24 protein-coding genes are annotated in these 21779 nt (G+C 61.7%); 15 read left to right on the plus strand and 9 right to left on the minus strand.

Annotated features, from left to right (window positions below):
• Window positions 1-314 precede the first annotated feature (314 nt).
• Window positions 315-1334: a threonine ammonia-lyase, biosynthetic gene (ilvA, locus tag A462_RS30515; RefSeq protein WP_008430793.1), complete on the minus strand. Its 1020-nt coding sequence runs from the start codon at window positions 1332-1334 to the stop codon at window positions 315-317.
• Between the two features lie 258 nt (window positions 1335-1592).
• Between ilvA and A462_RS30510 the strand changes: the two genes are divergently transcribed.
• Window positions 1593-1796, plus strand: a complete 204-nt coding sequence (locus tag A462_RS30510; RefSeq protein WP_003215288.1) for a ParD-like family protein — start codon at window positions 1593-1595, stop codon at window positions 1794-1796.
• Entirely contained in the window at window positions 1793-2548 is a 756-nt protein-coding gene (gene map, locus A462_RS30505) for a type I methionyl aminopeptidase (protein WP_008430796.1), read from the plus strand. Before A462_RS30510 ends, map begins: the two co-directional genes overlap by 4 nt.
• A 135-nt stretch (window positions 2549-2683) precedes the next feature.
• Here the strand turns inward: map and A462_RS30500 are convergent, their stop codons facing one another.
• Together A462_RS30500 and A462_RS30495 are read right to left on the minus strand one after the other, a co-directional pair.
• The gene (locus A462_RS30500) at window positions 2684-3625 is read right to left on the minus strand and encodes a magnesium transporter CorA family protein (protein ID WP_008430799.1); all 942 of its coding nucleotides are present in this window, start codon (window positions 3623-3625) and stop codon (window positions 2684-2686) included.
• Between the two features lie 6 nt (window positions 3626-3631).
• A complete protein-coding gene (locus A462_RS30495; protein ID WP_003215278.1) occupies window positions 3632-5218 on the minus strand; it encodes a RimK family protein in 1587 nt (528 codons plus the stop codon).
• A 94-nt stretch (window positions 5219-5312) separates the two neighbouring features.
• Between A462_RS30495 and A462_RS30490 the strand changes: the two genes are divergently transcribed.
• A complete protein-coding gene (locus A462_RS30490) occupies window positions 5313-6413 on the plus strand; it encodes a GNAT family N-acetyltransferase/peptidase C39 family protein (RefSeq protein WP_003215276.1) in 1101 nt (366 codons plus the stop codon).
• Here the strand turns inward: A462_RS30490 and sfnG are convergent.
• On the minus strand, window positions 6397-7488 hold the full coding sequence (gene sfnG / locus A462_RS30485) for a dimethylsulfone monooxygenase SfnG (RefSeq protein WP_003215274.1): 1092 nt from the start codon (window positions 7486-7488) through the stop codon (window positions 6397-6399). The genes A462_RS30490 and sfnG overlap by 17 nt on opposite strands.
• A gap of 263 nt (window positions 7489-7751) precedes the next feature.
• Between sfnG and A462_RS30480 the strand changes: the two genes are divergently transcribed.
• Window positions 7752-8987, plus strand: a complete 1236-nt coding sequence (locus tag A462_RS30480) for an acyl-CoA dehydrogenase family protein (protein WP_008430803.1) — start codon at window positions 7752-7754, stop codon at window positions 8985-8987.
• Here the strand turns inward: A462_RS30480 and A462_RS30475 are convergent.
• Window positions 8984-9769, minus strand: coding sequence for a sulfite exporter TauE/SafE family protein (locus A462_RS30475; RefSeq protein WP_008430805.1), 786 nt, complete (start codon window positions 9767-9769; stop codon window positions 8984-8986). The genes A462_RS30480 and A462_RS30475 overlap by 4 nt on opposite strands.
• 82 nt (window positions 9770-9851) lie before the next feature.
• Window positions 9852-10631 (minus strand): class I SAM-dependent methyltransferase, encoded by a 780-nt coding sequence (locus tag A462_RS30470; protein ID WP_008430806.1) that lies wholly within the window; start codon window positions 10629-10631, stop codon window positions 9852-9854.
• Between the two features lie 137 nt (window positions 10632-10768).
• Here A462_RS30470 and A462_RS30465 point away from each other — a divergent pair, with 137 nt between their 5' ends.
• From A462_RS30465 to A462_RS30445, 5 genes are all read left to right on the plus strand, one after another.
• Window positions 10769-11290, plus strand: coding sequence for a DUF3455 domain-containing protein (locus tag A462_RS30465; protein ID WP_003215266.1), 522 nt, complete (start codon window positions 10769-10771; stop codon window positions 11288-11290).
• A gap of 70 nt (window positions 11291-11360) precedes the next feature.
• Window positions 11361-11888, plus strand: coding sequence for a sigma-70 family RNA polymerase sigma factor (locus A462_RS30460; RefSeq protein WP_008430807.1), 528 nt, complete (start codon window positions 11361-11363; stop codon window positions 11886-11888).
• Entirely contained in the window at window positions 11885-12568 is a 684-nt protein-coding gene (locus A462_RS30455) for an anti-sigma factor (protein WP_008430808.1), read from the plus strand. Before A462_RS30460 ends, A462_RS30455 begins: the two co-directional genes overlap by 4 nt.
• 114 nt (window positions 12569-12682) lie before the next feature.
• On the plus strand, window positions 12683-13936 hold the full coding sequence (locus A462_RS30450) for a chloride channel protein (RefSeq protein ID WP_003215260.1): 1254 nt from the start codon (window positions 12683-12685) through the stop codon (window positions 13934-13936).
• A gap of 87 nt (window positions 13937-14023) precedes the next feature.
• Window positions 14024-14578, plus strand: coding sequence for a UPF0149 family protein (locus tag A462_RS30445; protein WP_008430812.1), 555 nt, complete (start codon window positions 14024-14026; stop codon window positions 14576-14578).
• A 135-nt stretch (window positions 14579-14713) separates the two neighbouring features.
• Here A462_RS30445 and A462_RS30440 read toward each other — a convergent pair whose 3' ends face one another.
• Both A462_RS30440 and A462_RS30435 read right to left on the minus strand, forming a co-directional pair.
• A complete protein-coding gene (locus A462_RS30440; protein ID WP_008430815.1) occupies window positions 14714-15343 on the minus strand; it encodes a lytic polysaccharide monooxygenase auxiliary activity family 9 protein in 630 nt (209 codons plus the stop codon).
• Window positions 15344-15555: 212 nt separating this feature from the next.
• Window positions 15556-15909: a DUF1428 domain-containing protein gene (locus A462_RS30435; protein WP_008430817.1), complete on the minus strand. Its 354-nt coding sequence runs from the start codon at window positions 15907-15909 to the stop codon at window positions 15556-15558.
• Window positions 15910-16083: 174 nt separating this feature from the next.
• Here A462_RS30435 and A462_RS30430 point away from each other — a divergent pair, with 174 nt between their 5' ends.
• Complete coding sequence (locus tag A462_RS30430) at window positions 16084-16884, plus strand: isocitrate lyase/PEP mutase family protein (protein ID WP_008430819.1); 801 nt, start codon at window positions 16084-16086, stop codon at window positions 16882-16884.
• On the opposite strand, the gene A462_RS30425 is transcribed toward A462_RS30430, so the two are convergent.
• Entirely contained in the window at window positions 16881-17780 is a 900-nt protein-coding gene (locus A462_RS30425; RefSeq protein WP_008430820.1) for a LysR family transcriptional regulator, read from the minus strand. The genes A462_RS30430 and A462_RS30425 overlap by 4 nt on opposite strands.
• Window positions 17781-17894: 114 nt before the next feature.
• Between A462_RS30425 and A462_RS30420 the strand changes: the two genes are divergently transcribed.
• From A462_RS30420 to A462_RS30400, 5 genes are all read left to right on the plus strand, one after another.
• Window positions 17895-18794, plus strand: coding sequence for an NAD-dependent epimerase/dehydratase family protein (locus A462_RS30420; protein WP_008430823.1), 900 nt, complete (start codon window positions 17895-17897; stop codon window positions 18792-18794).
• Window positions 18791-19621: an SDR family NAD(P)-dependent oxidoreductase gene (locus tag A462_RS30415; protein ID WP_032898621.1), complete on the plus strand. Its 831-nt coding sequence runs from the start codon at window positions 18791-18793 to the stop codon at window positions 19619-19621. Before A462_RS30420 ends, A462_RS30415 begins: the two co-directional genes overlap by 4 nt.
• A gap of 11 nt (window positions 19622-19632) precedes the next feature.
• A complete protein-coding gene (locus A462_RS30410; RefSeq protein WP_003215242.1) occupies window positions 19633-20091 on the plus strand; it encodes a nuclear transport factor 2 family protein in 459 nt (152 codons plus the stop codon).
• 84 nt (window positions 20092-20175) lie between these two features.
• Window positions 20176-21432 carry a 3-phosphoshikimate 1-carboxyvinyltransferase gene (gene aroA, locus A462_RS30405; protein WP_008430827.1) on the plus strand — a complete coding sequence of 419 codons (1257 nt, stop codon included), beginning with the start codon at window positions 20176-20178 and terminating at the stop codon, window positions 21430-21432.
• A gap of 32 nt (window positions 21433-21464) precedes the next feature.
• The coding region (locus tag A462_RS30400) for a hypothetical protein (RefSeq protein ID WP_008430829.1) at window positions 21465-21779 on the plus strand (315 nt) is incomplete at its 3' end.

A 21779-nucleotide genomic window follows, 5' to 3' on the forward strand; every position in this document is an offset into this window, starting at 1 on the left:
AGGTCATGACCGAGCTGATGGCCAAGCATCACGAGGCTCCCGCCTCAATCCAGTAACTGTGTTGCACTCAGCTCCTGCAACCGCCAAGCATTAAACGTGCCGCCATACGCACTGCCCTGCGCCCCAGACAAATCGGGGCTTTCGGACAAAATTACGTGCCGTCGATTCATGCGTCTTGCAATGAGCCTCCCTTGGCATCATGCAAATTGAAAGACCGCTCGCTATAAGTGCCCGCAACAAACTTTTTGACGCCTTCATAACCACTATCCAAACGGATGAATGTAACTAAATTAAACAGTCTTTAGGTTAAACGTTTAACCTGTCTGAGCAGCCACTCGTTCAGCAACATGCCGCAAACTATCGAAGTTGATATTGGCCCCGGAGTTGATCGCCACCCATGTTTGCCCCTGGAGGCCAGTCTTCCCGACATACTTGCGGATACCGGCGACAGCCAGGGCACCTGAAGGCTCAGTGATCGAGCGCGTATCGTCGTAGATCAGCTTGATGGCACTGCACAGTTCGTCATTGCTGACGGTGATCACTTCATCCACATGGTGCCGGCAGATTTCAAAACCATAGGCGCCGATCTGGGCCACGGCCGTGCCATCGGCAAAGCTGTCGACACTCGGCAACACCACCCGGCTCCCAGCGCGCAAGGCTGCCAGCAGGCAACTGGAGCCTTCGGGCTCGACGCCGATGATGCGCACTTCGGGCCGCAGGTATTTCACGTAGGCCGCGATACCGGCGATCAACCCGCCGCCGCCCACCGGGACGAAGATCGCGTCCAGCGGGCCCTGCTGCTGACGCAGCACTTCCATCCCCACTGTGCCCTGCCCGGCAATCACGTCCGGGTCGTCGAACGGCGAAACAAACGTACTGCCGGTGGCCTCGGCCAATTGCAACGCATGGGCCAAGGCGAACGGAAAGCTGGCCCCATGCAACACCGCCTCGCCGCCTCGGGAGCGTACGCCCAACACTTTCAGCTCCGGGGTGCTGCACGGCATGACAATCGTCGCCTTGATCCCCAACTCCCGCGCCGCCAATGCCACGCCCTGGGCATGGTTGCCCGCCGACGCGGTGATGACGCCCCGGGCCTTTTGCTCGGCGCTGAGTTGCACCAACTTGTTGTAGGCGCCACGGATCTTGAAGGAAAAGGTCGGTTGCAAGTCTTCGCGCTTGAGCAGGATCTGATTGCCCAGCAATGCCGACAGCGCCGGCGCCACCTGCAACGGCGTACGCACCGCCAGGTCGTAGACCGGAGCGGCCAGGATCTTCTTCACGTAGTGCTCAAGCAATCCCGAATCCTGGGGCTGGCTCGCGGGGCGGGTACTCATGGATGTCTCCTGGGTGCTTGCAGGGCCCTGGAGACGGAAAAACAAAACCCGCCTCTAGGGCGGGTTTGGGTACAGCCGAGCGCTATCCCGCCAAATGAGGAATGGCGGTAATAATGCTTGGCTGGCAACGAAAGGTTTGAAATGTCATGAATCAAAATTAACCGGCGCCACCGGGCAAGTCAATGGCGAAACGCCAGGCTTTACGTAGAGCATACGAAACGTATACGCTTTGTATATAAACTCTGCACAGTGAAGCTCATGGGCATCGTCAAGATCACCGACCAATTGCACGAACAACTCCGTCTGGCCAGCGCCACCATGGACCGTTCCATCAACGCCCAGGCCGAGTTCTGGATCAAGATCGGCCTGCTCGCCGAACTCAATCCACACCTCGCCTATAACGACCTGATCAACAAACTGTTGCTGGACAAGCCCGACCTGATCCGGGGGCGCAGCGAATGATCAAGACCACCGAACAACTTGCCGTGATGCGCGAATCCGGCCGCCTGTTGGCCCAGGTGTTTACCATGCTCGACGGTTTTGTCGCCGCCGGCCAGTCGACCCTGGAGATCGACAGCGCGGTGGAAGCCTTCATCCGCAATGACCTGCAATCGCGACCGACCAGCCTGGGCCAGTACGACTACCCCTTCTGCATCAACACCTCGATCAACGAGGTGGTGTGCCATGGCATGCCGAGCGCCAAAGCCGTGCTCAAGGATGGCGACATCGTCAATATCGACATCACCCTGGAAAAAGGCGGTTTCATTGCCGACTCCAGCAAGATGTACATGATCGGCAACGTCGCGCCCAAGGCCCGGCGCCTGGTGGAAATGACGTTTGAGGCCATGTGGGCCGGGATCCGCCAGGTCAAACCCGGCGCACGCCTGGGGGATATCGGCTACGCCATCCAGAACCATGGCCAGAGCAACGGCTACAGCGTGGTGCGTGAATATTGCGGGCATGGCATTGGCCGCGAGATGCACGAGGACCCGCAGATCCTGCACTTCGGCCGCCCCGGTACCGGGCTCGAACTGCGTGAAGGCATGGTGTTTACCATTGAGCCGATGCTCAACCAGGGCAGCGCCAAGGTGCGCAGCTTGAAGGATGGCTGGACGGTGGTGACGCGGGACAACAGCTTGTCGGCGCAGTGGGAACATACGGTGGCGGTGACGCGGGATGGGTTTGAGGTGCTGACGTTGCAGCCGGACGTCTGAATGGCGCACATCCCCTGTGGGAGCGGGCTTGCTCGCGAAAGCGGTGTGACAGTCGCCATCTACAGTGACTGATCCACCGCTTTCGCGAGCAAGCCCGCTCCCACATTTAGACCTCAGTGATATTCAGGATTTTAGTCATACTGCCTTGTCGCCACTCCCCGCAATCCGCTTCAACCCCAGCACCATCAACCCCGCCCCGAGTCCCATCGCGGCCATGAACAACGGGTACGAAATCCACCACGGCGTGCCCGCCGTCATCATGCTGAATTCCGACATCCCGCCCACGCTGGCGATCAGGTTCAACGGCAGGAACACCACGTTGATCAGCGTCAGCTTGCGCAGCAGGTTGTTCATGCTGTTGTTCATCAGGTTGCCCCGGGCGTCGATCAGCCCGGAGAACACGTTGGAGTAAATCTCCGCCTGCTTGTAGCACTGGTTGTTCTCGATGATCAGGTCATCGATCAGGCCCAGTGTTTCAGCGCTGAAATGTTCCTTTTCCCCATGGTTGCGCAGGCGCGTCAGCACCGCGCCGTTGCTGTGCAGGGCGTTGATGTAATAGATCAGGCTTTCGCTGAGGTTGAACATCTGCATCAGGTGGCGATTGCTCATCGATGCATTGAACTGCTGCTGCAGTTCCCGGGCGACCATCTTGATCACCTTGAGGTGGCCCAGGTAGTGATGGATGTTGTTGAGCAGCAAGTCCAGCAACACATCCAGCGGCGTGCGCAATGGCCGGCGCGCACCCAGCCCGGAGAGCTGGCTGTCGTCGGTGGCGATCACCAGGAGTTGGTCCCCGGAAAACAGCAGGCCGCAGGACGATACTTCAAACACCAGGTTGCCGCCGCCGGAATAGTTCTCCGGGCGCTTCCAGATCAGGAACAGGTTATCGGGGTGGAACTCGATGCGCGACACTTCGTCCGGGTCCAGCGCCGAAGCCAGGGCATGTTCATCGAGCTTGTAGCAGTCGCGCAGGTACTTGCGCTCGTGGGGGTCAGGATTGCTGAACAGCAAGACATCCCCGCCGTCCCCCAGGCTGTTGTACAACTTGCCATCGGTTAATTCAAAGCGCTGGATCATCGCGCGTCACCACACCTGGCCTTGACGCTTCAACTCCAGGCGTCGCACGAACTCTTCCAGTACCAGGGAATACAAGTCGTCTTGCAGGTAGGCATCTTCGATGCCGGCGTCCATGTTGGGGTTGTCGTTGACCTCGATCACCACCACCTTGTCGCCGGATTGCTTGAGGTCGACGCCGTACAGGCCGTCGCCGATCAGGTTGGCGGTTTTTACCGCCAGTTCCACCACCGCCTTGGGGGCTTCGTGAACCGCCAGGGTGCGGCACTCGCCGTTGATGTCCTGGCCGATGGCCTTGTGGTTGTAGATCTGCCAATGCCCCTTGGACATGAAGTATTGGCAGGCAAAGATCGGTTTGCGGTTGAGGACGCCGATGCGCCAGTCGTACTCGGTGTAGAAAAATTCCTGGGCCAGCAGCAACACGGAATGCTCGAACAGTTCGGCGGTGGCGGTCAGCAGCGCTTGCTGGCTTTCGACCTTGATCACGCCGCGGGAGAAACACCCGTCGGGGATCTTCAGCACCAGCGGGAAGCCGAGGCGCTCACCCACCCTTTCGAAATCTTCGGGTCGCTCCTTGTAGAGAATTTCGGTGGCGGGCATGCCCAGTTGATGGCTTTTCAGCAGGTCCGTGAGGTAGACCTTGTTGGTACAGCGCAGGATCGAGGCCGGGTCGTCCATCACCACCAGCCCTTCGCTTTCGGCCTTTTTCGCGAAGCGGTAGGTGTGGTTGTCGACGCTGGTGGTCTCGCGGATCAGCAGGGCGTCGTATTCGGCCAGGCGGGCGTAGTCCTTGCGTTCGATCAGTTCCACGTCGATGCCGAGCCCCTTGCCGACCCGGACGAAATTTTCCAGGGCGCGGGCGTTGGACGGCGGCAGTTGTTCCTGCGGGTCGTGCAGGATCGCCAGGTCATAGCGGGCCAGACGGCGGGAGCGCGGTTGACGCCAGATCTTGCGGCTGAAGTTGTCCAGGGCATTCGCGAATTGGTCTTCCTGGTCATCACGCAACTTGTGCAATACGCCAGACTTGATGCCTTCGATGTGCCAGCCGTTATTCTTGCGAAACTCAACTAACAGGATCGGGCAGGGAAACGCTTCAAACAATTGGCGGGCCAGATCCTGCAAGGGTTCAATATTGGTCCGGCCAAAGTAAAGTGTCAGGGTAAAGCCTTCGGTGTTGCTGTAGAGATGATGACTCAAGGCTTTATCGAGGGTTTTATCCAGGTCATCCAGGGCCAGGCCGTACAGGGACTTTTTCGTCAGTTCGCTGATGGTGCGCACCGACGGAATCACCTTGTGCCCCCGCGCCTCGGCCAGCAGCGAGCAGTAATAGCCGTGCCCCAGGTACTTGTAGCTGCGGCACAGGTTGATCACCTGCACGCGCTTGCCCGTCTCGTTTTCCCGGGTTTGCTCAAGGTATTCCTGGGCGGTGACGATGTCTTCGCTGGGGAAGTACGAAGCCCAGTCTTCCTTGCGCTCGACAATGATCACGACTTGACTTGCACTCTTGGGAGGGCTGGAAAAATAACCGTTGGAAGTTATTGTCGCCGCCACTGTTTGCTCGGATACTTCACGCCAATGACCTTGTACCGCTGACATATTGATTGATCCGCTTTAGAGAACTAGACCTTTTCTATTAAGCACGATCTTTTAGAGAAGTCCCGTTTCGTTACGCAACTTTTACGGCGGTCACATGGCTCTTTCCTTTCGCGTTGCAACACCCGATGACGTGCCTGCATTGGTGGCATTGGAACAGCACTGTTTCACCACGGACCGGCTCTCCACCCGCAGCTTCCAGTGGATGGTCAGTCGCGCCCACGGGCAACTGCTGGTGGCAGAAAAACACGGCGAATTGCTGGGCTACGCCCTGGTGTTGTTCCACCGTGGCACCTCGTTGGCGCGCCTGTACTCCATCGCCATCGCCGAGTCTTCCCGGGGCCTGGGCCTGGGCAAACAACTGCTGACGCGCATCGAAGCCTGTGCGGTGGAGCATGACTGCGCCTACCTGCGCCTGGAAGTGCGTACCGACAACCCCGGCGCCATCGCCCTGTATGAGCGCAACGGCTACCGGCGCTTTGCCCTGGTCAACGACTACTACGAAGACCACGCCCCGGCCCTGCGCCTGGAGAAACGCATCCTCCAGCACCAGGACGCGCGCGCCTTGAGCGTGCCCTATTACCAGCAAACCACCGACTTCACCTGCGGCGCCGCCAGCCTGCTGATGGCCATGGGTGCCCTGGAACCTGCGCGGGTGGCCCAGCGCCGGGAAGAACTGCAGATCTGGCGCGAGGCAACCACCGTGTTCATGACCGCCGGCCATGGCGGCTGCAGCCCCCAGGGTTTGGCGCTGGCCGCCTGGCGCCGGGGCTTTCGCGTGCGCATGCAGGTCAATGTCAGCGGGCCGTTGTTTCTCGACGGGGTACGTGATCAGCATAAAAAAGACGTCATGCGTTTGGTGCATGACGCCTTCGAGGAAGAGTTGGCCTTGAGCGACGTTGAGCAAGTGCTCGGCGGCCCGCTGGATTTACCCCAGGTGCTGCGCGAAGGCGGCCAGCCGCTGGTGTTGATCAGCAGCTACCGCCTGACCCGCTCCAAGTCGCCCCACTGGGTAATCGTCACCGACTGCGACGAAGACTTCGTGTACCTGCACGACCCGGACGTGGATCACAGCCAGCACCGCCAGCCCATGGACTGCCAGCATCTGCCGGTCAGCCATGGGGAGTTCGAGCGAATGTGCCGGTTCGGCAATAACAAATTGCGGGCAGCGGTGGTGGTGTTCAGGCGACTTGCTTGATCCCGGCCTTGGCTTCCAGTTCGCGCACCAGCGGTAATACACGCTTGCCGAAGTATTCCACTTCTTCCTGAAAGTGCAGGAAGCCGGCCAGTACCAGGTCCACGCCGACCGCCTTCAAGGCGACGATGCGCTCGGCAATCTGCTGCGGGGTGCCGATCAGGTTGGTCTTGAAGCCGTCGTTGTATTGCACCAGATCCTCGAAGGTCGACTTGGCCCAGTTGCCCTCACCTTCCGGTGACGCCTTGCCCGCCTGTTTCGCCGCATCGCCAAACGCGTTGACGGCTTCCGGGTCGGCCTGTTCGATGATTTGCGCGAGCACGGCGCGGGCTTCTTCCTCGGTGTCGCGAGCGATCACAAACGCATTCACACCGACTCTCACCGAATGGTTATTGGCCGCCGCCTTGGCGCGAATGTCATCGACCTGGGCCTTGATGCCTTCCGGGGTATTGCCGTTGGTGAAGTACCAGTCCGATACCCGTGCCGCCATGTCCCGCGCGGCCCGCGAACTGCCACCCTGGAAGATTTCCGGGTGGGGCTCGCCCAGTGGCTTGGGCTTGAGGCTGTAGTTGTCGAAGCGGTAGAAATCACCCCGGAAGGTGAAGTTGTCCTGGGTCCAGATGCCTTTCAGGGCGCGGATGAATTCCTCGGAGCGGCGATAACGCTCGTCGTGCTCCAGCCAGTGTTCGCCGATGGCCTGGAATTCACCCTTGAACCAGCCGCTGACGATATTGACGGCAACGCGGCCGTTGGTGAGTTGGTCGATGGTTGCCAGTTGCTTGGCCGCCAGCGCAGGTTGCCAGGGGCCCGGCAGGATTGCCGCGATCACCTTGAGCTTGGTGGTGGCCGCCAGCAACGCGTGGCTGAACGCGACCGACTCATGCTGGTATTCGGCGCCATAACCGGCGGTGAAACGAATCTGTGTCAGGGCGTATTCAAAGCCGGCTTCTTCAGCCAACTGCGCCAGCTTGCGGTTGTAGTCGATGCCCCAGTGGGTGCGCTGTTCGATCTTGCTGACCACCAGCCCCCCGCTGACGTTGGGCACCCAGTAGGCAAATTTGACGGCTTGCTGACTCATTGGACTGTACCTCGCGGATTGGCATGTACGAGGTGTGGAGCAGCAACTGTGCCAGTGGGCGTGAGAGGCCCGCACTACCGGCCTTCGAGCGCGGAAACAGGCGAAAAGCAGCCTGTTCCGAGCTGTCGTGGATTGCAGCGGTTTGTCGTTTTGCTGTTGCAGGAACAACAGTTGAATCGGCACCCGTCCCGTAAATACGTGCCTTCGCGCCCGGCATGGACCGTGCAATAGCTCACCTATCTCACTGCCCAGGAACCGTCCCCATGACCGAACATCACGTGATCAATCCACTGTCCACCGGCGTCGATTATCACGCCCTGGCCGAACGCTTCCGGCCGATTTTCCAGCGCATCGCCGAGGGTGCCGTAGAGCGCGAACAAACCCGCGCCCTGCCCTACGAGCCGATCCAATGGCTCAAGCAAGCCGGCTTTGGCGCCGTGCGCGTCCCGGTGGAATACGGCGGTGGCGGCGCCTCCCTGCCCCAGCTATTCGAACTGCTGATCGAACTGGCCGAAGCCGACTCCAACGTGCCCCAGGCCCTGCGCGGGCACTTCGCGTTTGCCGAAGACCGCCTGAATGCCGCACCCGGCGCGGCGCGAGACCTCTGGTTCAAACGCTTTGTCGACGGTGAGATCGTGGGCTGCGCCTGGACCGAAATCGGCAGCGTGGCCATCGGCGATGTCGTCACTAAAGTCAGCCCCGACGGCGACAAATGGAAACTCAACGGTGAAAAGTTCTACAGCACCGGCAGCCTGTTTTCCGACTGGATCGACGTCTACGCCCAACGCAGCGACACCGGCGGCGATGTGATTGCCGCCACCCGCACCCGCCAGCCCGGCGTGGCGCAAAGCGATGACTGGGACGGCTTTGGCCAACGTACCACCGGCAGCGGCACCTCGCGTTTTACCGATGCGGTGGTGGAGGCGGAAAACGTCATCGACTTTGCCACGCGCTTCAAATACCAGACAGCGTTCTATCAGTTGGTGCTGCTCGCCACCCTCGCCGGCATCGGCCGCGCGGCCCTCAAGGATGTGGCGCATCAGGTGCGCAGCCGCAAACGGATCTACAGCCATGGCAATGCCGCCCATGTGAGCCAGGACTCGCAGATTCAGCAGGTGGTGGGTGAAGTTGCAGCGCTGGTATACGCCGCCGAAGCCAGCGCATTGAAAGCCGCAGTTCCAGCGCAGCGGGCTTATGTGGCGCGGTTCAGTGGGGACGATGCCGTGGAGCACGAAGCCAATGTGGCCGCCGAAATCGAATCAGCCACGGCGCAGGTGGTGGTCTCGGAACTGATCCAGCGCGCCACCACTGAACTGTTCAACGCACTGGGGGCTTCGGATGTGCGCCAGGGCAAAGCCCTCGACCGGCACTGGCGCAACGCCCGCACCGTGTCGTCCCACAACCCGGTGATCTACAAGGCGCGGATTGTCGGCGACTGGGTGATCAACCGCACCGAGCCGCCGTTTGTGTGGCAGATCGGCAATGGGCCGGCGCGTTAAAACGCCAGCTTGAAGCCGATCATCACCAGCATGAACGCCAGGCAAGGACGCAATATCCCGTCCGGGACCTTGCCGGCCATGTGGCTGCCGACATAAATCCCCGGCAGCGAGCCCAGCAACAGGAAGCCCAGCAGGGTCCAGTCCATGTTGCCCATGCTGGCGTGGCCGAGGCCGGCGACCAGGGTCAGCGGCACGGCGTGGGCGATTTCGGTACCCACCAGGCGCTTGGTGGCCAGGAACGGGTACAGGATAAACAGCGCCACCGTGCCCAGGGCACCGGCGCCGATGGAGGTCAGGGCCACCATGGTACCGAGGACAGCGCCGGTGATGATGGTCAGCGCATTAAGGTTGCGCGGCGCCATCTTGTAGTCGTCGCCGGCATGCCGCTGGGCAAAGGCCAACAGCTTGTTCTTGAACAGGATCGCCGTGGCCGTCAGCAGCAAGACCACGCCCAGGGACTGCTTGATCACCGCGTTCAAGGCGGCGGGGTCGGTGTCCAGGCTCTTGAGAAACCACAAGGTCAGCAACACGGCGGGCACGCTGCCCAGGGTCAGCCAGCCGGTGATGGTCCAGTCGATGTTGCGATTCTTGCTGTGAACCAGCACCCCGCCGGACTTGGTGATGGCGGCGTACAACAGGTCGGTGCCCACGGCGGTGGCCGGGTTGATGCCGAACCAGAGCAGGATCGGCGTCATCAACGAGCCCCCGCCTACACCGGTCATTCCCACGATAAATCCAACAATCAGGCCAGCAATCGAGAAACCAAAATTACCTACATCCATTACCACTACCTGCGGCCTTATAAAATTCTGGCCGCAGCATAGCGATTTTTCTTATAACTACTTATATCAAAACGATCTGACTTTATGCCTTTCTGATCAGCCGCTGGCTGCGATAAGCCTGGGTCTGGTACGGAAACGCAACCGTCTCACGGCCGCGCAAGGCCGGATGCGTGTTGATCAGCGACTGCAACTGCTCAGTCACCTGCGCCTTTTCTGCCGGTGGCAATGCGGCGATAAAGCTCACGGAAAGGAAGCGGTCCATGATCACTTCCTGGGGGCTGCCGACATGGCTGTAGGGGAAGCAGGTCAATTCGGGGGCGGAAAAATACTCGCCGGTAAAGGCCTCGCGCCAACGTCCGGTATGAAAGCGCGGTGTGTCGCCCTCGTAGGGCGTGATGATTTCGGTGATGGCCGCGACCCAGTCCACCGACTCATCCCGCACATTCCAGATCAACCCCAGGCGACCGTCCGGCTTGAGCACCCGGTGAATTTCCGCCAGGGCCGCTTCCGTGGAAAACCAATGGAACGCCTGGGCACACACCAGGGCATCAGCGGTGGCCGCCTCCAGGGGGATGGCTTCAGCGGTGCCCGACAGCAGGCGCACCTGGGGCAGCAGTTTGTGCAACTGCGCGCCCATTGCCTCCACCGGCTCCACTGCGATCAACGTCGGCGCCACGGTGCTGAGCAAGCGGGTGAACTTGCCGGTGCCGGCGCCCAGGTCGATGACCGTGGAGTGGGGATTGATCTGCAGGGCGTCGGTGAGCCAACCCGTGAGTTGCCGTGGATAGTCCGGCCGGCCTTGGGCGTACGTGACGGCCTGAGTAGAGAAACCCTGTTGAGCAGACTTGTGAACACCGGTCATCGTCAATCTCTCCTCTGGTAGTGCGGGGGCCCACAGTGTGCGCCCTTGAAGATTTATTTTCTAATCGCTGCATCCGTTTGCGCGTGCCGTGGGTAGTACAGGTAGCAGCGCCTTGCTGCCCTTATGGAGAGACACCGATGAACGCCAAAGCCCTGTTCTGCGTGACCTGCCTGTTCGCCGCTGCACCGACTGCCTTTGCCCAGACCGGTTTACCCGACAGCATCAAGGTGCCGGACGGCCACAAGGTGACCATGGAAACCACCGGAGTCGGCGAAATCACCTACGAATGCCGGGACAAGGCCAATGCTGCCGGCCAGACCGAATGGTTTTTCGTCGGTCCCAAGGCGGTGCTCAATGACCGCAGCGGCCAGCAGGTCGGTAGCTACTTCGGCCCGCCGGCCACCTGGCAGGCCAAGGATGGTTCGAAAGTCACCGGCACCCAGTTGGCCGTGGCGCCGTCCAGCCCTGGCAACCTGCCTTATCAACTGGTCAAGGCCAACCCCGCCGAAGGCAAGGGCGCGATGAGTGGCGTCGCGTATATCCAGCGGGTGGCCCTCAAGGGCGGCGTGGCGCCAGGCACGGAATGCACGGCGGCCAACAAGGGCAAGCAGGAAGTGGTCAAGTACCAGGCCGACTACATCTTCTGGGCGGCCAACTGACCAGATTCGTCTACGCTGCTGCGAAAGCGCCCCGGGCTCACCGCCGGGGCCTCCACCTGGAAACCTGTCTTTGCCTGAAGCCGATTTTGACTATCAAGCCTGCCTGCTGGCCTGCGCCCGTGGCGAACAACCGGCCTTGCGCCGGCTGTATCAACAGGAAAGCAGCCGGCTGCTGGGGGTCGCGTTGCGCATCGTGCGTGACAAGGCGGTGGCCGAAGATATCGTGCATGACGCCTTCATCAAGATCTGGAACGGCGCGGCCAGTTTTGACCCGCACAGAGGCTCGGCCCGCGGCTGGGTATACAGCGTGACCCGGCACCTGGCGCTAAATGCCGTGCGCAGCAATGGACGCGAAGTGCCCCTCAGCGAAGAGCATGAAAGCGCAGAGCGCGCTGACACCTTCGACTATCAGGCGCACTCGGGGCGGATCTACAGCTGCCTCGAACAACTCGACCCGGCCCGCCGCAACTGCATCCTGCATGCGTATGTAGACGGTTATTCCCACAGCGAAATCGCGCACAAACTCGGCACCCCGCTGGGTACCGTGAAAGCGTGGATCAAACGCAGCCTCGCGGCATTGCGTGAGTGCATGGCATGAACAGCATCGACGAACTGGCCAGCGAATATGTGCTGGGCACCTTGCCCACCGAGCAACGCACCGAGGTGGAACAGCGCCTGGCCACCGATGCCGACTTGCGTGCGGCAGTGGACGCCTGGGAACAGCGCCTGCTGCCACTGACTGGACAGGCAGCCCCGGCAACGCCTTCGGTGTATTTATGGCGACGCATCGAGCGCAGCCTGGGGCATTCAGCCACCCGGGACTCGCCGGTCTCATGGTGGAACAGGCTGGCGTTGTGGCGCGGACTGGCCGGCGCCGGCATCGCGGCGAGCCTGGTATTGGCGACACTGCTGTTGACCCGTACGGCCGCCATCAACCCGACCGCTTATGTAGTGGTGCTGGTAGCCCCGCAAAACCAGGCGCCGGGCTGGGTAATCCAGGCGAGCAATACCCAGGAAATCCAGCTGATTCCCCTGGGCATCATGGAAGTACCGGCAGACAAGACGCTGCAGTTCTGGACCAAGGGCGAAGACTGGCAAGGCCCGGTGTCGCTGGGCTTGGTCAAGCCTGGGCAGACCTTGTCTGTGCCCCTGGATAAACTCCCGCCACTGGCGCCGAACCAGCTGTTTGAACTGACCCTGGAAAATCCCGGCGGGTCGAAAACCGGCAAGCCGACAGGTCCGATTCAGGCAATTGGCCGGGCCGTTAAAGTAATCTGAACGTAATGCAATGTTGTGGAAGGCCAGTTCGCGCATGTGCATTACATCTCGGGGCTATGGCGTCACCATTGCGCTATAGAATCGGGCTCGGAAACCCGGCTCCCTGGACCCTTCATGCCCTCAAAAACCCGTTCGCTGCTGATTCTCGCACTCGTCGTCATCTTCACCGGCATCGGCGCCGGCCTGGGCGGCATGCTCCTTGCCTTGCTGCTGCACGGCATCCAGCATCTGGCCTACGGCTACAGCCTCGACAGCCTGATCAGCCATGAAACCTTTTTGCTCGGCGTCACCGCCGCCGCGCCCGAACGCCGGGTGCTGGTGCTGATCACCTGTGGCCTGGTGGCCGGTGTGGGCTGGTGGTTGATCTACCGCTATGGCCGGCCACTGGTGAGCATCAAGCAAGCGGTCTCCGCCCAGGCACCGATCATGCCGCCCAAGACCACCCTCGCCCACGCCGTGCTGCAAATCATCACTGTGGCCCTCGGCTCGCCATTGGGCCGTGAAGTGGCGCCACGGGAAGTCGGCGCGCTGGCCGCCACCTGGTTGTCACAGCGGGCGCGACTGGCGCCGGACATGCACCGGCTGATCGTCGCCTGCGGTGCGGGCGCCGGGCTGGCGGCGGTGTACAACGTGCCGTTGGGCGGCGCGGTGTTTGTGCTCGAAGTGTTGGTGGGTGTGTTCAGTTGGCCGGCGGCAGTGATTGCGTTGGCCACCTCGGCCATCGGCGCGTCGGTGGCCTGGATTGGCTTGGGCGCAGAGGCGCAATACGTGGTGCCGCACTTTGTGCTCAGCCCTGGCTTGATCGCCTGGGCGCTGGCCTGCGGGCCGGTGTTTGGCCTGGCCGCCTACGGATTCACCCGGCTGACCGGCGCGGCCCGCAGCAACGCCGCCCGTGGCTGGCGGTTGCCGGTACTGTCGTTGATCAACTTCACGATCATCGGGGGCCTGGCGATTTTCCTGCCGCAGATCCTCGGCAACGGCAAGGGCCCGGCGCAACTGGGCTTTGACAATGAGCTCACCATCGGCCTAGCCGCGGTGCTGCTGGTGGTCAAGGTACTGATCACCGCCAGCAGCCTGCGCGCCGGTGCCGAAGGCGGTTTGCTGACCCCGGCGCTGGCCAACGGCGCCCTGCTCGCGATCATCCTCGGCGGCGCCTGGAGCCTGCTGTGGCCCGGCGTGCCGCTGGGGGCGTTCGCGATCATCGGTGCGGCGGCGTTCCTGGCATCGAGCATGAGCATGCCGTTGACGGCAATCGTGCTGGTGGCGGAATTCACCCGCATCGACCATGACTTCCTGGTGCCGATCATTCTCGCGGTGGCAGGTTCGATGTGCATGAGCAAGCTGTGCGTCCTGTGGGAAAAGCGTTGAAGAAGCTGGATTAAAACCCCGACACGCGCCATCCTCCGCGCTTTAAGCCGCCCCATCAGCGGCGTTCCACGCACAAAGGATATGCCCATGCACGACCAACCCCTCGCCCCCGCCGATTTCGAGTTCATCGACGACACCCTGCTCAAGTACGGCGACGACCATTCGGTGCTGAACCTGGCCGAGCTCGACGGTTACTTCACCGCCCTGGTTTCAAGCCCCGCGCAGGTGGAGGTTGCCGAATGGTTCCCCGGTATCTTTGGTGGGCAGAACCCGGATTGGGAAAGTCCGGAAGAAGCTGGCCAGTTCCTTGAACTGTGCGTGCGCCATATGAACGCCATTGCCACGCAACTGGCGACCGACGCCCAGGGTTTCAAGGCACGTTTCGAGGAAACCGAGCATCAGGACCAGCCACTGACCCTGGCGGAAGAATGGTGCTTTGGTTATATCCGTGGCGCCGCTATCGGCAACTGGCCAGAGCTGCCTGCCGAACAGGCCGGGCAACTGGAGAAGATTTCCTGGTGCGCCGAGCAGGACAACTTTGAACTGCCGGCAGACCTGGATGTAAATGCCCATCAGCAACGGGTAGCCGCTATCGAACCGGCCGCCCGTGCGTTGCACGACTACTGGTTGGCCCAGCGCTGAACGCAACACCTGTGGCGAGGGAGCTTGCTCCCGCTGGGGTGCGAAGCGCCCCCGATTTTCAGGGCTGCTTCGCAGCCCAGCGGGAGCAAGCTCCCTCGCCACATTTTTTTGTTTTGCCTCCAGGTTCAGTTGCCGCTAGTTGAAATCGACATCAAACGCCTGATAGAACGCATTGCCGGTGTTGGCCACGATCCACATCAACACCAGCACATGTCGGCCCTTCTTGCCCTTGGGCAATGTCACTTGATGTTCAACCTTGGCCTTCAGTTCAGCCGAGTGCTGGTAGTACGGCACCTGGGTGTAGAAGTCCTCGAAGAACGGCTTGGGCTCCAGTTGAGCACGGCTGATGCGTTGCTTGGGGTCCCAACCGTCCCGGGTGATCAACCAGCGATAGCCACGAGTCACGTGCGCGGCGGTGTAAGCCCACTGCACCTTGAATACCTGGCCGGCTTCAACATTCAACAACGGCCAGTTAAACGGGGTGTTGAGCTTCTTACCCATTTCTTCGTCGGTGAAGTTCACGCAGTCGCGGGCATCGGTCTTGCCGCCGCTGAGGATGTGCCCGTCGGCGGGGGGCGTGACGCTCTGATCGTCAGTTTCGTAAGGTGCCGGAAACGGGCCGGCGTTGAGGGCCGGGAAGTTCTTGCCGCCTTCCATTTCGTTGACTTGCCAGTTTTCCAGCAGGCCACGCTCTACCGCCACCGAGCCACGGCTGGCGGGTGTCACGACGCGACCATGCCTGAGTTGAGTCTGGGGTTTGTTCATTTCAGTCACTCCTTGATTGAAGACTTCCCCTCATGGGAAGCGCCTTGAACTTAGCCCACCTCGCCGGGTTGTCTACCCGACGGTTCTGTCAGACAAATCGCGTCATGTCCTTGTTTTGCGTAGCTTTCGCACTGGTCTTGCACCAGAGTTATCGTCGGTCCTACCCTGCGACAGGCGATCGGACTACAGCCGCCGTCCATGAACGCCTGGCCTCAGGTGTTGAGGATCATCTCAAATCCGCCATAGATCATCCGTTGCCCATCAAACGGCATCGGATTGACGTCTGCCTTCAGGCGCGGGTCTTCCATCACCTTGCTCATCCCGGCGTCACGCACCTGCCGCGACGGCCAGACGATCCAGGAAAACACCACGGTTTCATCCTCCTTGAGCTTGACCGCCATGGGAAACGAGGTCACCTGCCCCTGGGGTACGTCATCGCCCCAGCACTCGATGATATTCAGCGCACCATGTTCCTTGAACACCACGGCGGCGGCCTTGGCGTGCTGGATGAATTGTTCGCGTTTTGCGGTGGGCACCGCGATCACACAGCCATCTACGTAAGACATGATCACTCTCCTGATTCGACGGGTTGTTCTGCCTGTAGTCGATCAATCAGGCGCTCAATCGACATCAACGTGGGAAATGTCGACCAGTGGTGTGTTATCGATTGCGATGCCGGGCCGATTCTTGATATGACAGGCGCCTTCAACAACAAAGCCCACTCAAAGGACTGACCCGCCATGACCGCCCACGCTACCGCCTTCCACGCCCTGCACCATGCTCAACTGTTTATCCTGCCCAACGTCGCCGATGCCGGCGGCGCGCGCCTGGTGGCGCAACTGGGCAGCCAGGCCGTCGCCACCAGCAGCGCGGCCGTTGCCTGGACCCACGGCTACAAGGACGGCAATCAGCTGCCGCTGCCGCTGCTGGTCAGCACCGTGCAATCCATCGCCCGGGTGATTGACGTGCCGCTGAGCGTGGACATCGAGGCCGGTTATTCCGACGACCCGGAGCACGTGGGCCGGGTGATCAAGGCCGTAATCGACGCGGGCGCCATCGGCGTCAATATCGAGGACGGTGCCGGCACCCCTGAACTGCTGGCCCGCAAGATCGAAGTCGCCCGTCGTGTGGCGGACAGCTGTGGCGTGAAGCTGTTTATCAATGCCCGCAGCGACGTGTATTTGAAAGGATTGGCCCCGGAGCCACAGCGCCTTGAAGAACTCCTCAAGCGCGCCGCGTTGTACCAGGGCGCAGGCGCCGACGGACTGTTTGCCGCCGGCATCCACCTGGAGCACGAAATCCAGCAGCTCTGCCAGGCGACCAACTTGCCAGTCAACGTGCTGGCCTGGGCCGGCCTGCCCGCGCCCGAGACGCTGCAAGCCTTGGGCGTACGCCGCCTCACGGCCGGCTCGAGCATCGCCGAATTCCTGTATGGCGCCATGCACAGCCTGGCCGAAGGTTTCCTGCGAACCGGGAAGCTCGATACCCATGAGCTGAAGTCGTTCACCTACGGCGACTTGAATGGCCGCATGCCGGGTTAAGACGTCCCACGTACCAACGGCATATTGGCGACAATAAATTCGATAAACACCCGCAGCTTGGGCGGCACCTGCCGCCCCGACGGCCACAGCAGGTTGAACTGGCCGCCCTCACAGGTGTAATCCCCAAGCACCTCCACCAGATGCCCGGCCGCGAGTGCCTCGCGCACCACGAAGTCGCCCGCATAAGTCAGGCCCTGGCCTTGCACCGCCAGCTCCATGCGTCCTTCCACCGAATTGCAGATCATCGAGCGCGGCAGCTCAAGCTCCAGCGCTCGCTCGTCGCGGCGCATCTGCCAGGCCTGGAGTTTGCCGGAGGCGGGAAAGCGGAAATGGATGCAGCGATGTGCGTGCAGGTCTTCCGGGCAACGCGGCGTTCCGTTCCGAGCCAGATAATCCGGGGAGCCAACGACCAACATTCGATAGGTGCCCAGCGGACGCGCCGACAGCCCGGAATCCTTCGGCACGCCGCTGCGGATCACCGCGTCGAAACCTTCGGCAATCACGTCAGCCAGACGGTCGTTGAAATCCAGGTCCAGCTGGATCTGCGGGTACAACGCCTGGAACTCGCCGAGCATCGCCAGGAACGGCCGGGCAATCATCGGCAGGCCAACCCGCAGCGGTCCCTGTGGCGCGGCAAGGGTTTGCGACAGCTCTTCACCAGCCACTTCCAGCTCCGCCAGTACCCGCCGGCAGCGCTCGACAAACTGCGTGCCCTGGGCCGTGAGGGTGATGCTGCGGGTGCTGCGATGAAACAGCCGCACACCAAACTTTGCTTCCAGCCGGGCGATGCTCTTGCTCACCGCCGACGCCGAGATGCCCAGCGTCCTGCCAGCGCCGACAAAACTGCGGGCTTCAGCTGCCGCGACAAACACGCCGATGGCATTCAGGCTTTCCATACGCTTACCCATTAAGGACTCTGGAGTCCATTCTAAACAGAACTAAGGCCTGTTTTTCCGCTAATTGTTCACGCCTATGGTGGTGGCTCGTTCCCCAGCCTCAGGCTTTTTCCCATGAAGATTTTCCTTACCGGTGCCAATGGTTTCGTCGGCGGCAGCGTTGCCCATCACTTGATCGCCCAAGGGCACAGCGTGCGCGGCCTGCTGCGCGACCCGCAGAAAGCCGGACGCTTGCAGGCCCAGGGCATCACCCCGGTGATCGGCAGCCTGGATGACCGCCAATTACTGATCGACGAAGCACGCCAGGCCGACGCTGTGATTGATGCCGCCAACAGCGACCACGCCGGTGCCGTCGACGCGTTCATCGAGGCGCTGCGTGGCTCGGGCAAACTGCTGATCCACACCAGCGGCTCCAGCATCATCGGCGATGACGCGTTGGGCAATACCTTGTCCGAACACATCTTTGACGAAGACACCCCCTTCATCATCGAGGCCCCCAAGCAAGCCCGCTACGACATTGACCTGCGCATGATGGCTGCCGCCGACCAAGGTATTCGCAGCGTGGTGATCTGCCCGAGCAACATCTATGGCGTGGGCCATGGATTGACCGATCACAGCTTCCAACTGCCGTTCCTGATGGCCCGTGCCCGGGAAACCGGGGTGATGCGTATCGTCGGGGCCGGGGTCAATCGCTGGTCCAACGTGCACATTGATGACGTCGCGCAACTGTTCCTGCTGGCCGTGGAAAAAGCCCCGGCCGGCGCGTTTTACTTTCTGGAAAACGGTGAGGCGTCGTTTATCGATATGGCCGCCGCACTGGCCAAGCGCATGAACCTGGGCGCGGTGCAGTCATGGCCAGCCGAAGAAGCCGAGCAACATTGGGACCCGATGCATGTGCATTACACCTTCGGCACCAATAGCCGGGTCAAGGCCAAGCGCGCTCGCGCCGAGCTGGGTTGGGCGCCGCGTCACGCTTCGATCCTCGACTGGATCGGCAGCGAGATGCCGCTATGAGCCGAGTCTGGATGATTACCGGCAGCGCTGGCGGCCTGGGTGCCGGCATCGCCCGCGCGGCGCTGGTTAACGGCGACCAGGTGGTGGCCACCGACCTTGACCTGGCCCGTCTGGACCAGACCTACAGCAGCGACCAGGTGATGACCGCCGCGCTGGACATCCGCGATGAGCAACAGGCCCAAACGGTGGTGACCGCAGCAGTGGCGCGATTCGGACGCATCGATGTGCTGGTCAATAACGCCGGCTACGGACAGTTCGGGCCATTCGAGGAAGTCGAGCCCGAGGCCATCGAGCGTCAGTTCGCGACCAATGTGTTCGGCACCTTCAACGTCACCCGCGCAGTGCTGCCGGTGATGCGCCGCCAGCGCAGCGGGCACCTTGTGATGATGTCGTCCAATGGCGGCTTCAAGGGCGTGCGTGGGGCCTCGATGTATTCGGCGTCGAAGTTTGCGATTGAAGGGTTTTCCGAAGCCCTGGCCGAGGAAGTCGCCGAGTTCGGCATCCGCCTGACGCTGTTGGAGCCCGGGGCGTTTCGTACTGACTTTCTCGACAGCCGCACGCTCAAGCTGGGCACCCGGGCACTTGAGGATTACGCCGAATTTCGCGCCCGCACGCTGGCCGTCTTCGAGGCTCGTAATCACCGGCAAATCGGCGACCCGTACCGACTCGGCCTGGCGGTTGTGCAATTGGCGGCTCTGGCAGCACCGCCGTTGCGCTTCGTCGCTGGCAGCGATGCGCTGAGTGTCGTCGAAGCCAAGCTGGACCAGGTTCGCGCCGATCTTGAACGCTGGCGCTCGCTGTCCACCTCCACCGATTTTCCTCAATAAAGGCCTCTGTCATGACTGACCTCATCACCCGCGTAGAACAGCTGGAAACCCGCTTCGCCCTCGAGCGCCTGATCAGTGAGTACGCCCACGCCTTCGACTCCCGCGACGAAACGCTGCTGCGCAGCATCTGGCACGACGACGCACGGCTGGACCTCGGTGCCGCGTTCGGCTGCCATGACGGCGTCGCCGCGATCATAGCTTCCGCCCACCTCAACTGGGCAGCCATGCCGCATATGCATCACTGGATGGCCAACCCGCTGATCGACATCAGCGGCGATACCGCCAGCGCGAGGGTTGCGGTGGATTGCCTGTGCACCCATAACGAACTGGGGCAGGTGCAGATCAGCGGTCTTTATCACGATCGGTTCGAACGCCGGCAAGGGCAATGGGCGTTCAGCGAGCGGCGCTTTGAGCTGCATTTCCTGACACCACTGGCCGCCTGGAAGCCGGTGGCAGGGCTGGAGGCGTAGATCCATGCTCGACAAGGGTGGCGTGTTTGGCCGATTATTCGTGTCCGCCAAACGCCACCCGCCTTGAAGCAGGAGCCTTGTACCTTGAGTTCGCAGAAAACCGTGACCGTTACACCGCCCAACTTTCCTCTGAACGGCAAGGTAGCGCCCCCCGGCTCCAAATCCATTACCAACCGTGCCCTGCTGCTGGCGGCCCTGGCCAAGGGCACCAGCCGCCTGAGCGGCGCGTTGAAAAGCGATGACACCCGCCACATGTCGGTGGCCCTGCGGCAGATGGGCGTGGTGATCGATGAACCCGACGACACCACGTTCGTCGTCACCAGCGTAGGCAAGCTGCAATTGCCGGCTCAGCCGCTGTTTCTCGGCAACGCCGGCACCGCGATGCGCTTTCTCACCGCCGCCGTGGCCACCGTGCAAGGCACCGTGGTGCTGGATGGCGACGCCTACATGCAAAAGCGTCCGATCGGCCCGCTGCTGGCGACCCTCGGCCAGAATGGCATCCAGGTCGACAGCCCTACCGGTTGCCCACCCGTGACCGTCCATGGCACTGGTCGCGTGCAAGCCAAGCGTTTCGAGATCGACGGCGGCCTGTCGAGCCAGTACGTGTCGGCGCTGCTGATGCTGGCGGCGTGCGGCGAAGCGCCGATTGAAGTGGCCCTGACCGGCAAGGACATTGGCGCCCGTGGCTATGTCGACCTGACCCTGGACTGCATGCGCGCCTTCGGTGCCCAGGTAGACATCGTTGATGAAAGCACCTGGCGCGTGGCCCCGACCGGCTACACCGCCCACGACTACCTGATCGAGCCTGACGCTTCCGCCGCCACCTATTTGTGGGCCGCTGAAGTGCTGACCGGTGGCCGCATCGACCTCGGTGTCGCCCCGCAGGATTTCACCCAGCCCGATGCCAAGGCCCAGGAAGTGATCGCGCAGTTCCCGCACATGCAACCGGTGGTTGTCGGTTCGCAGATGCAGGACGCAATCCCCACCCTCGCCGTGCTCGCCGCGTTCAACAACACACCGGTGCGCTTCACCGAACTGGCCAACCTGCGGGTCAAGGAATGTGACCGGGTGCAGGCCCTGCATGACGGTCTGAATGAAATCCGTCCGGGCCTGGCGACCATTGAAGGTGATGACTTGCTGGTAGCCAGCGATCCGGCCTTGGCGGGTACCACCTGCAACGCGCTGATCGACACCCACGCCGACCACCGCATCGCCATGTGCTTTGCCCTGGCGGGACTGAAGGTCTCGGGGATCAGGATTCAGGACCCGGACTGCGTCGGCAAGACCTATCCCGAGTACTGGAAAGAGCTGGAAAGCCTTGGGGTCCATTTGACCTGGTAAGCCGCCGGCGCCGGTAACGGGAGGGAGACTGCATGACGATTCGCCAACCCTGCCCACCCGGCGTCTGCGACTGCAATCGTGAGCAACTGCTCGACCTTCCCGGCGCCGATGCACGCATCCTGCACCTGACGCGCCAGGAAGAAAAACGCCTGCTCGAACGCCTCGAAAACCTGCAAAGCCTGCCCGATCTTGAGCGCATGCAACAGCTGATGTACCAGCAACTGGGCATTCGCGTGCATGTCGCGCCGGGTCATACGGAAGTGAAGACGATGCGCGGGATTCAGATCGTTATCGATGACTTGCCGGGGTTGTGTCGCAAGACCCGGCAGTCGATTCCAGCGGCGATT

It is taken from the genome of Pseudomonas sp. Ag1 (assembly GCF_000278565.1).
Taxonomy (GTDB): domain Bacteria; phylum Pseudomonadota; class Gammaproteobacteria; order Pseudomonadales; family Pseudomonadaceae; genus Aquipseudomonas.

What these genes read in the sequence shown, in the direction of transcription:
- ilvA (WP_008430793.1), bottom strand. Translation starts at nt 1,334, where the DNA reads ATGAGTACCCGCCCCGCGAGCCAGCCCCAGGATTCGGGATTGCTTGAG.
- A462_RS30510 (WP_003215288.1), top strand. Translation starts at nt 1,593, where the DNA reads ATGGGCATCGTCAAGATCACCGACCAATTGCACGAACAACTCCGTCTG.
- map (WP_008430796.1), top strand. Translation starts at nt 1,793, where the DNA reads ATGATCAAGACCACCGAACAACTTGCCGTGATGCGCGAATCCGGCCGC.
- A462_RS30500 (WP_008430799.1), bottom strand. Translation starts at nt 3,625, where the DNA reads ATGATCCAGCGCTTTGAATTAACCGATGGCAAGTTGTACAACAGCCTG.
- A462_RS30495 (WP_003215278.1), bottom strand. Translation starts at nt 5,218, where the DNA reads ATGTCAGCGGTACAAGGTCATTGGCGTGAAGTATCCGAGCAAACAGTG.
- A462_RS30490 (WP_003215276.1), top strand. Translation starts at nt 5,313, where the DNA reads ATGGCTCTTTCCTTTCGCGTTGCAACACCCGATGACGTGCCTGCATTG.
- sfnG (WP_003215274.1), bottom strand. Translation starts at nt 7,488, where the DNA reads ATGAGTCAGCAAGCCGTCAAATTTGCCTACTGGGTGCCCAACGTCAGC.
- A462_RS30480 (WP_008430803.1), top strand. Translation starts at nt 7,752, where the DNA reads ATGACCGAACATCACGTGATCAATCCACTGTCCACCGGCGTCGATTAT.
- A462_RS30475 (WP_008430805.1), bottom strand. Translation starts at nt 9,769, where the DNA reads ATGGATGTAGGTAATTTTGGTTTCTCGATTGCTGGCCTGATTGTTGGA.
- A462_RS30470 (WP_008430806.1), bottom strand. Translation starts at nt 10,631, where the DNA reads ATGACCGGTGTTCACAAGTCTGCTCAACAGGGTTTCTCTACTCAGGCC.
- A462_RS30465 (WP_003215266.1), top strand. Translation starts at nt 10,769, where the DNA reads ATGAACGCCAAAGCCCTGTTCTGCGTGACCTGCCTGTTCGCCGCTGCA.
- A462_RS30455 (WP_008430808.1), top strand. Translation starts at nt 11,885, where the DNA reads ATGAACAGCATCGACGAACTGGCCAGCGAATATGTGCTGGGCACCTTG.
- A462_RS30450 (WP_003215260.1), top strand. Translation starts at nt 12,683, where the DNA reads ATGCCCTCAAAAACCCGTTCGCTGCTGATTCTCGCACTCGTCGTCATC.
- A462_RS30445 (WP_008430812.1), top strand. Translation starts at nt 14,024, where the DNA reads ATGCACGACCAACCCCTCGCCCCCGCCGATTTCGAGTTCATCGACGAC.
- A462_RS30440 (WP_008430815.1), bottom strand. Translation starts at nt 15,343, where the DNA reads ATGAACAAACCCCAGACTCAACTCAGGCATGGTCGCGTCGTGACACCC.
- A462_RS30435 (WP_008430817.1), bottom strand. Translation starts at nt 15,909, where the DNA reads ATGTCTTACGTAGATGGCTGTGTGATCGCGGTGCCCACCGCAAAACGC.
- A462_RS30430 (WP_008430819.1), top strand. Translation starts at nt 16,084, where the DNA reads ATGACCGCCCACGCTACCGCCTTCCACGCCCTGCACCATGCTCAACTG.
- A462_RS30425 (WP_008430820.1), bottom strand. Translation starts at nt 17,780, where the DNA reads ATGGAAAGCCTGAATGCCATCGGCGTGTTTGTCGCGGCAGCTGAAGCC.
- A462_RS30420 (WP_008430823.1), top strand. Translation starts at nt 17,895, where the DNA reads ATGAAGATTTTCCTTACCGGTGCCAATGGTTTCGTCGGCGGCAGCGTT.
- A462_RS30415 (WP_032898621.1), top strand. Translation starts at nt 18,791, where the DNA reads ATGAGCCGAGTCTGGATGATTACCGGCAGCGCTGGCGGCCTGGGTGCC.
- A462_RS30410 (WP_003215242.1), top strand. Translation starts at nt 19,633, where the DNA reads ATGACTGACCTCATCACCCGCGTAGAACAGCTGGAAACCCGCTTCGCC.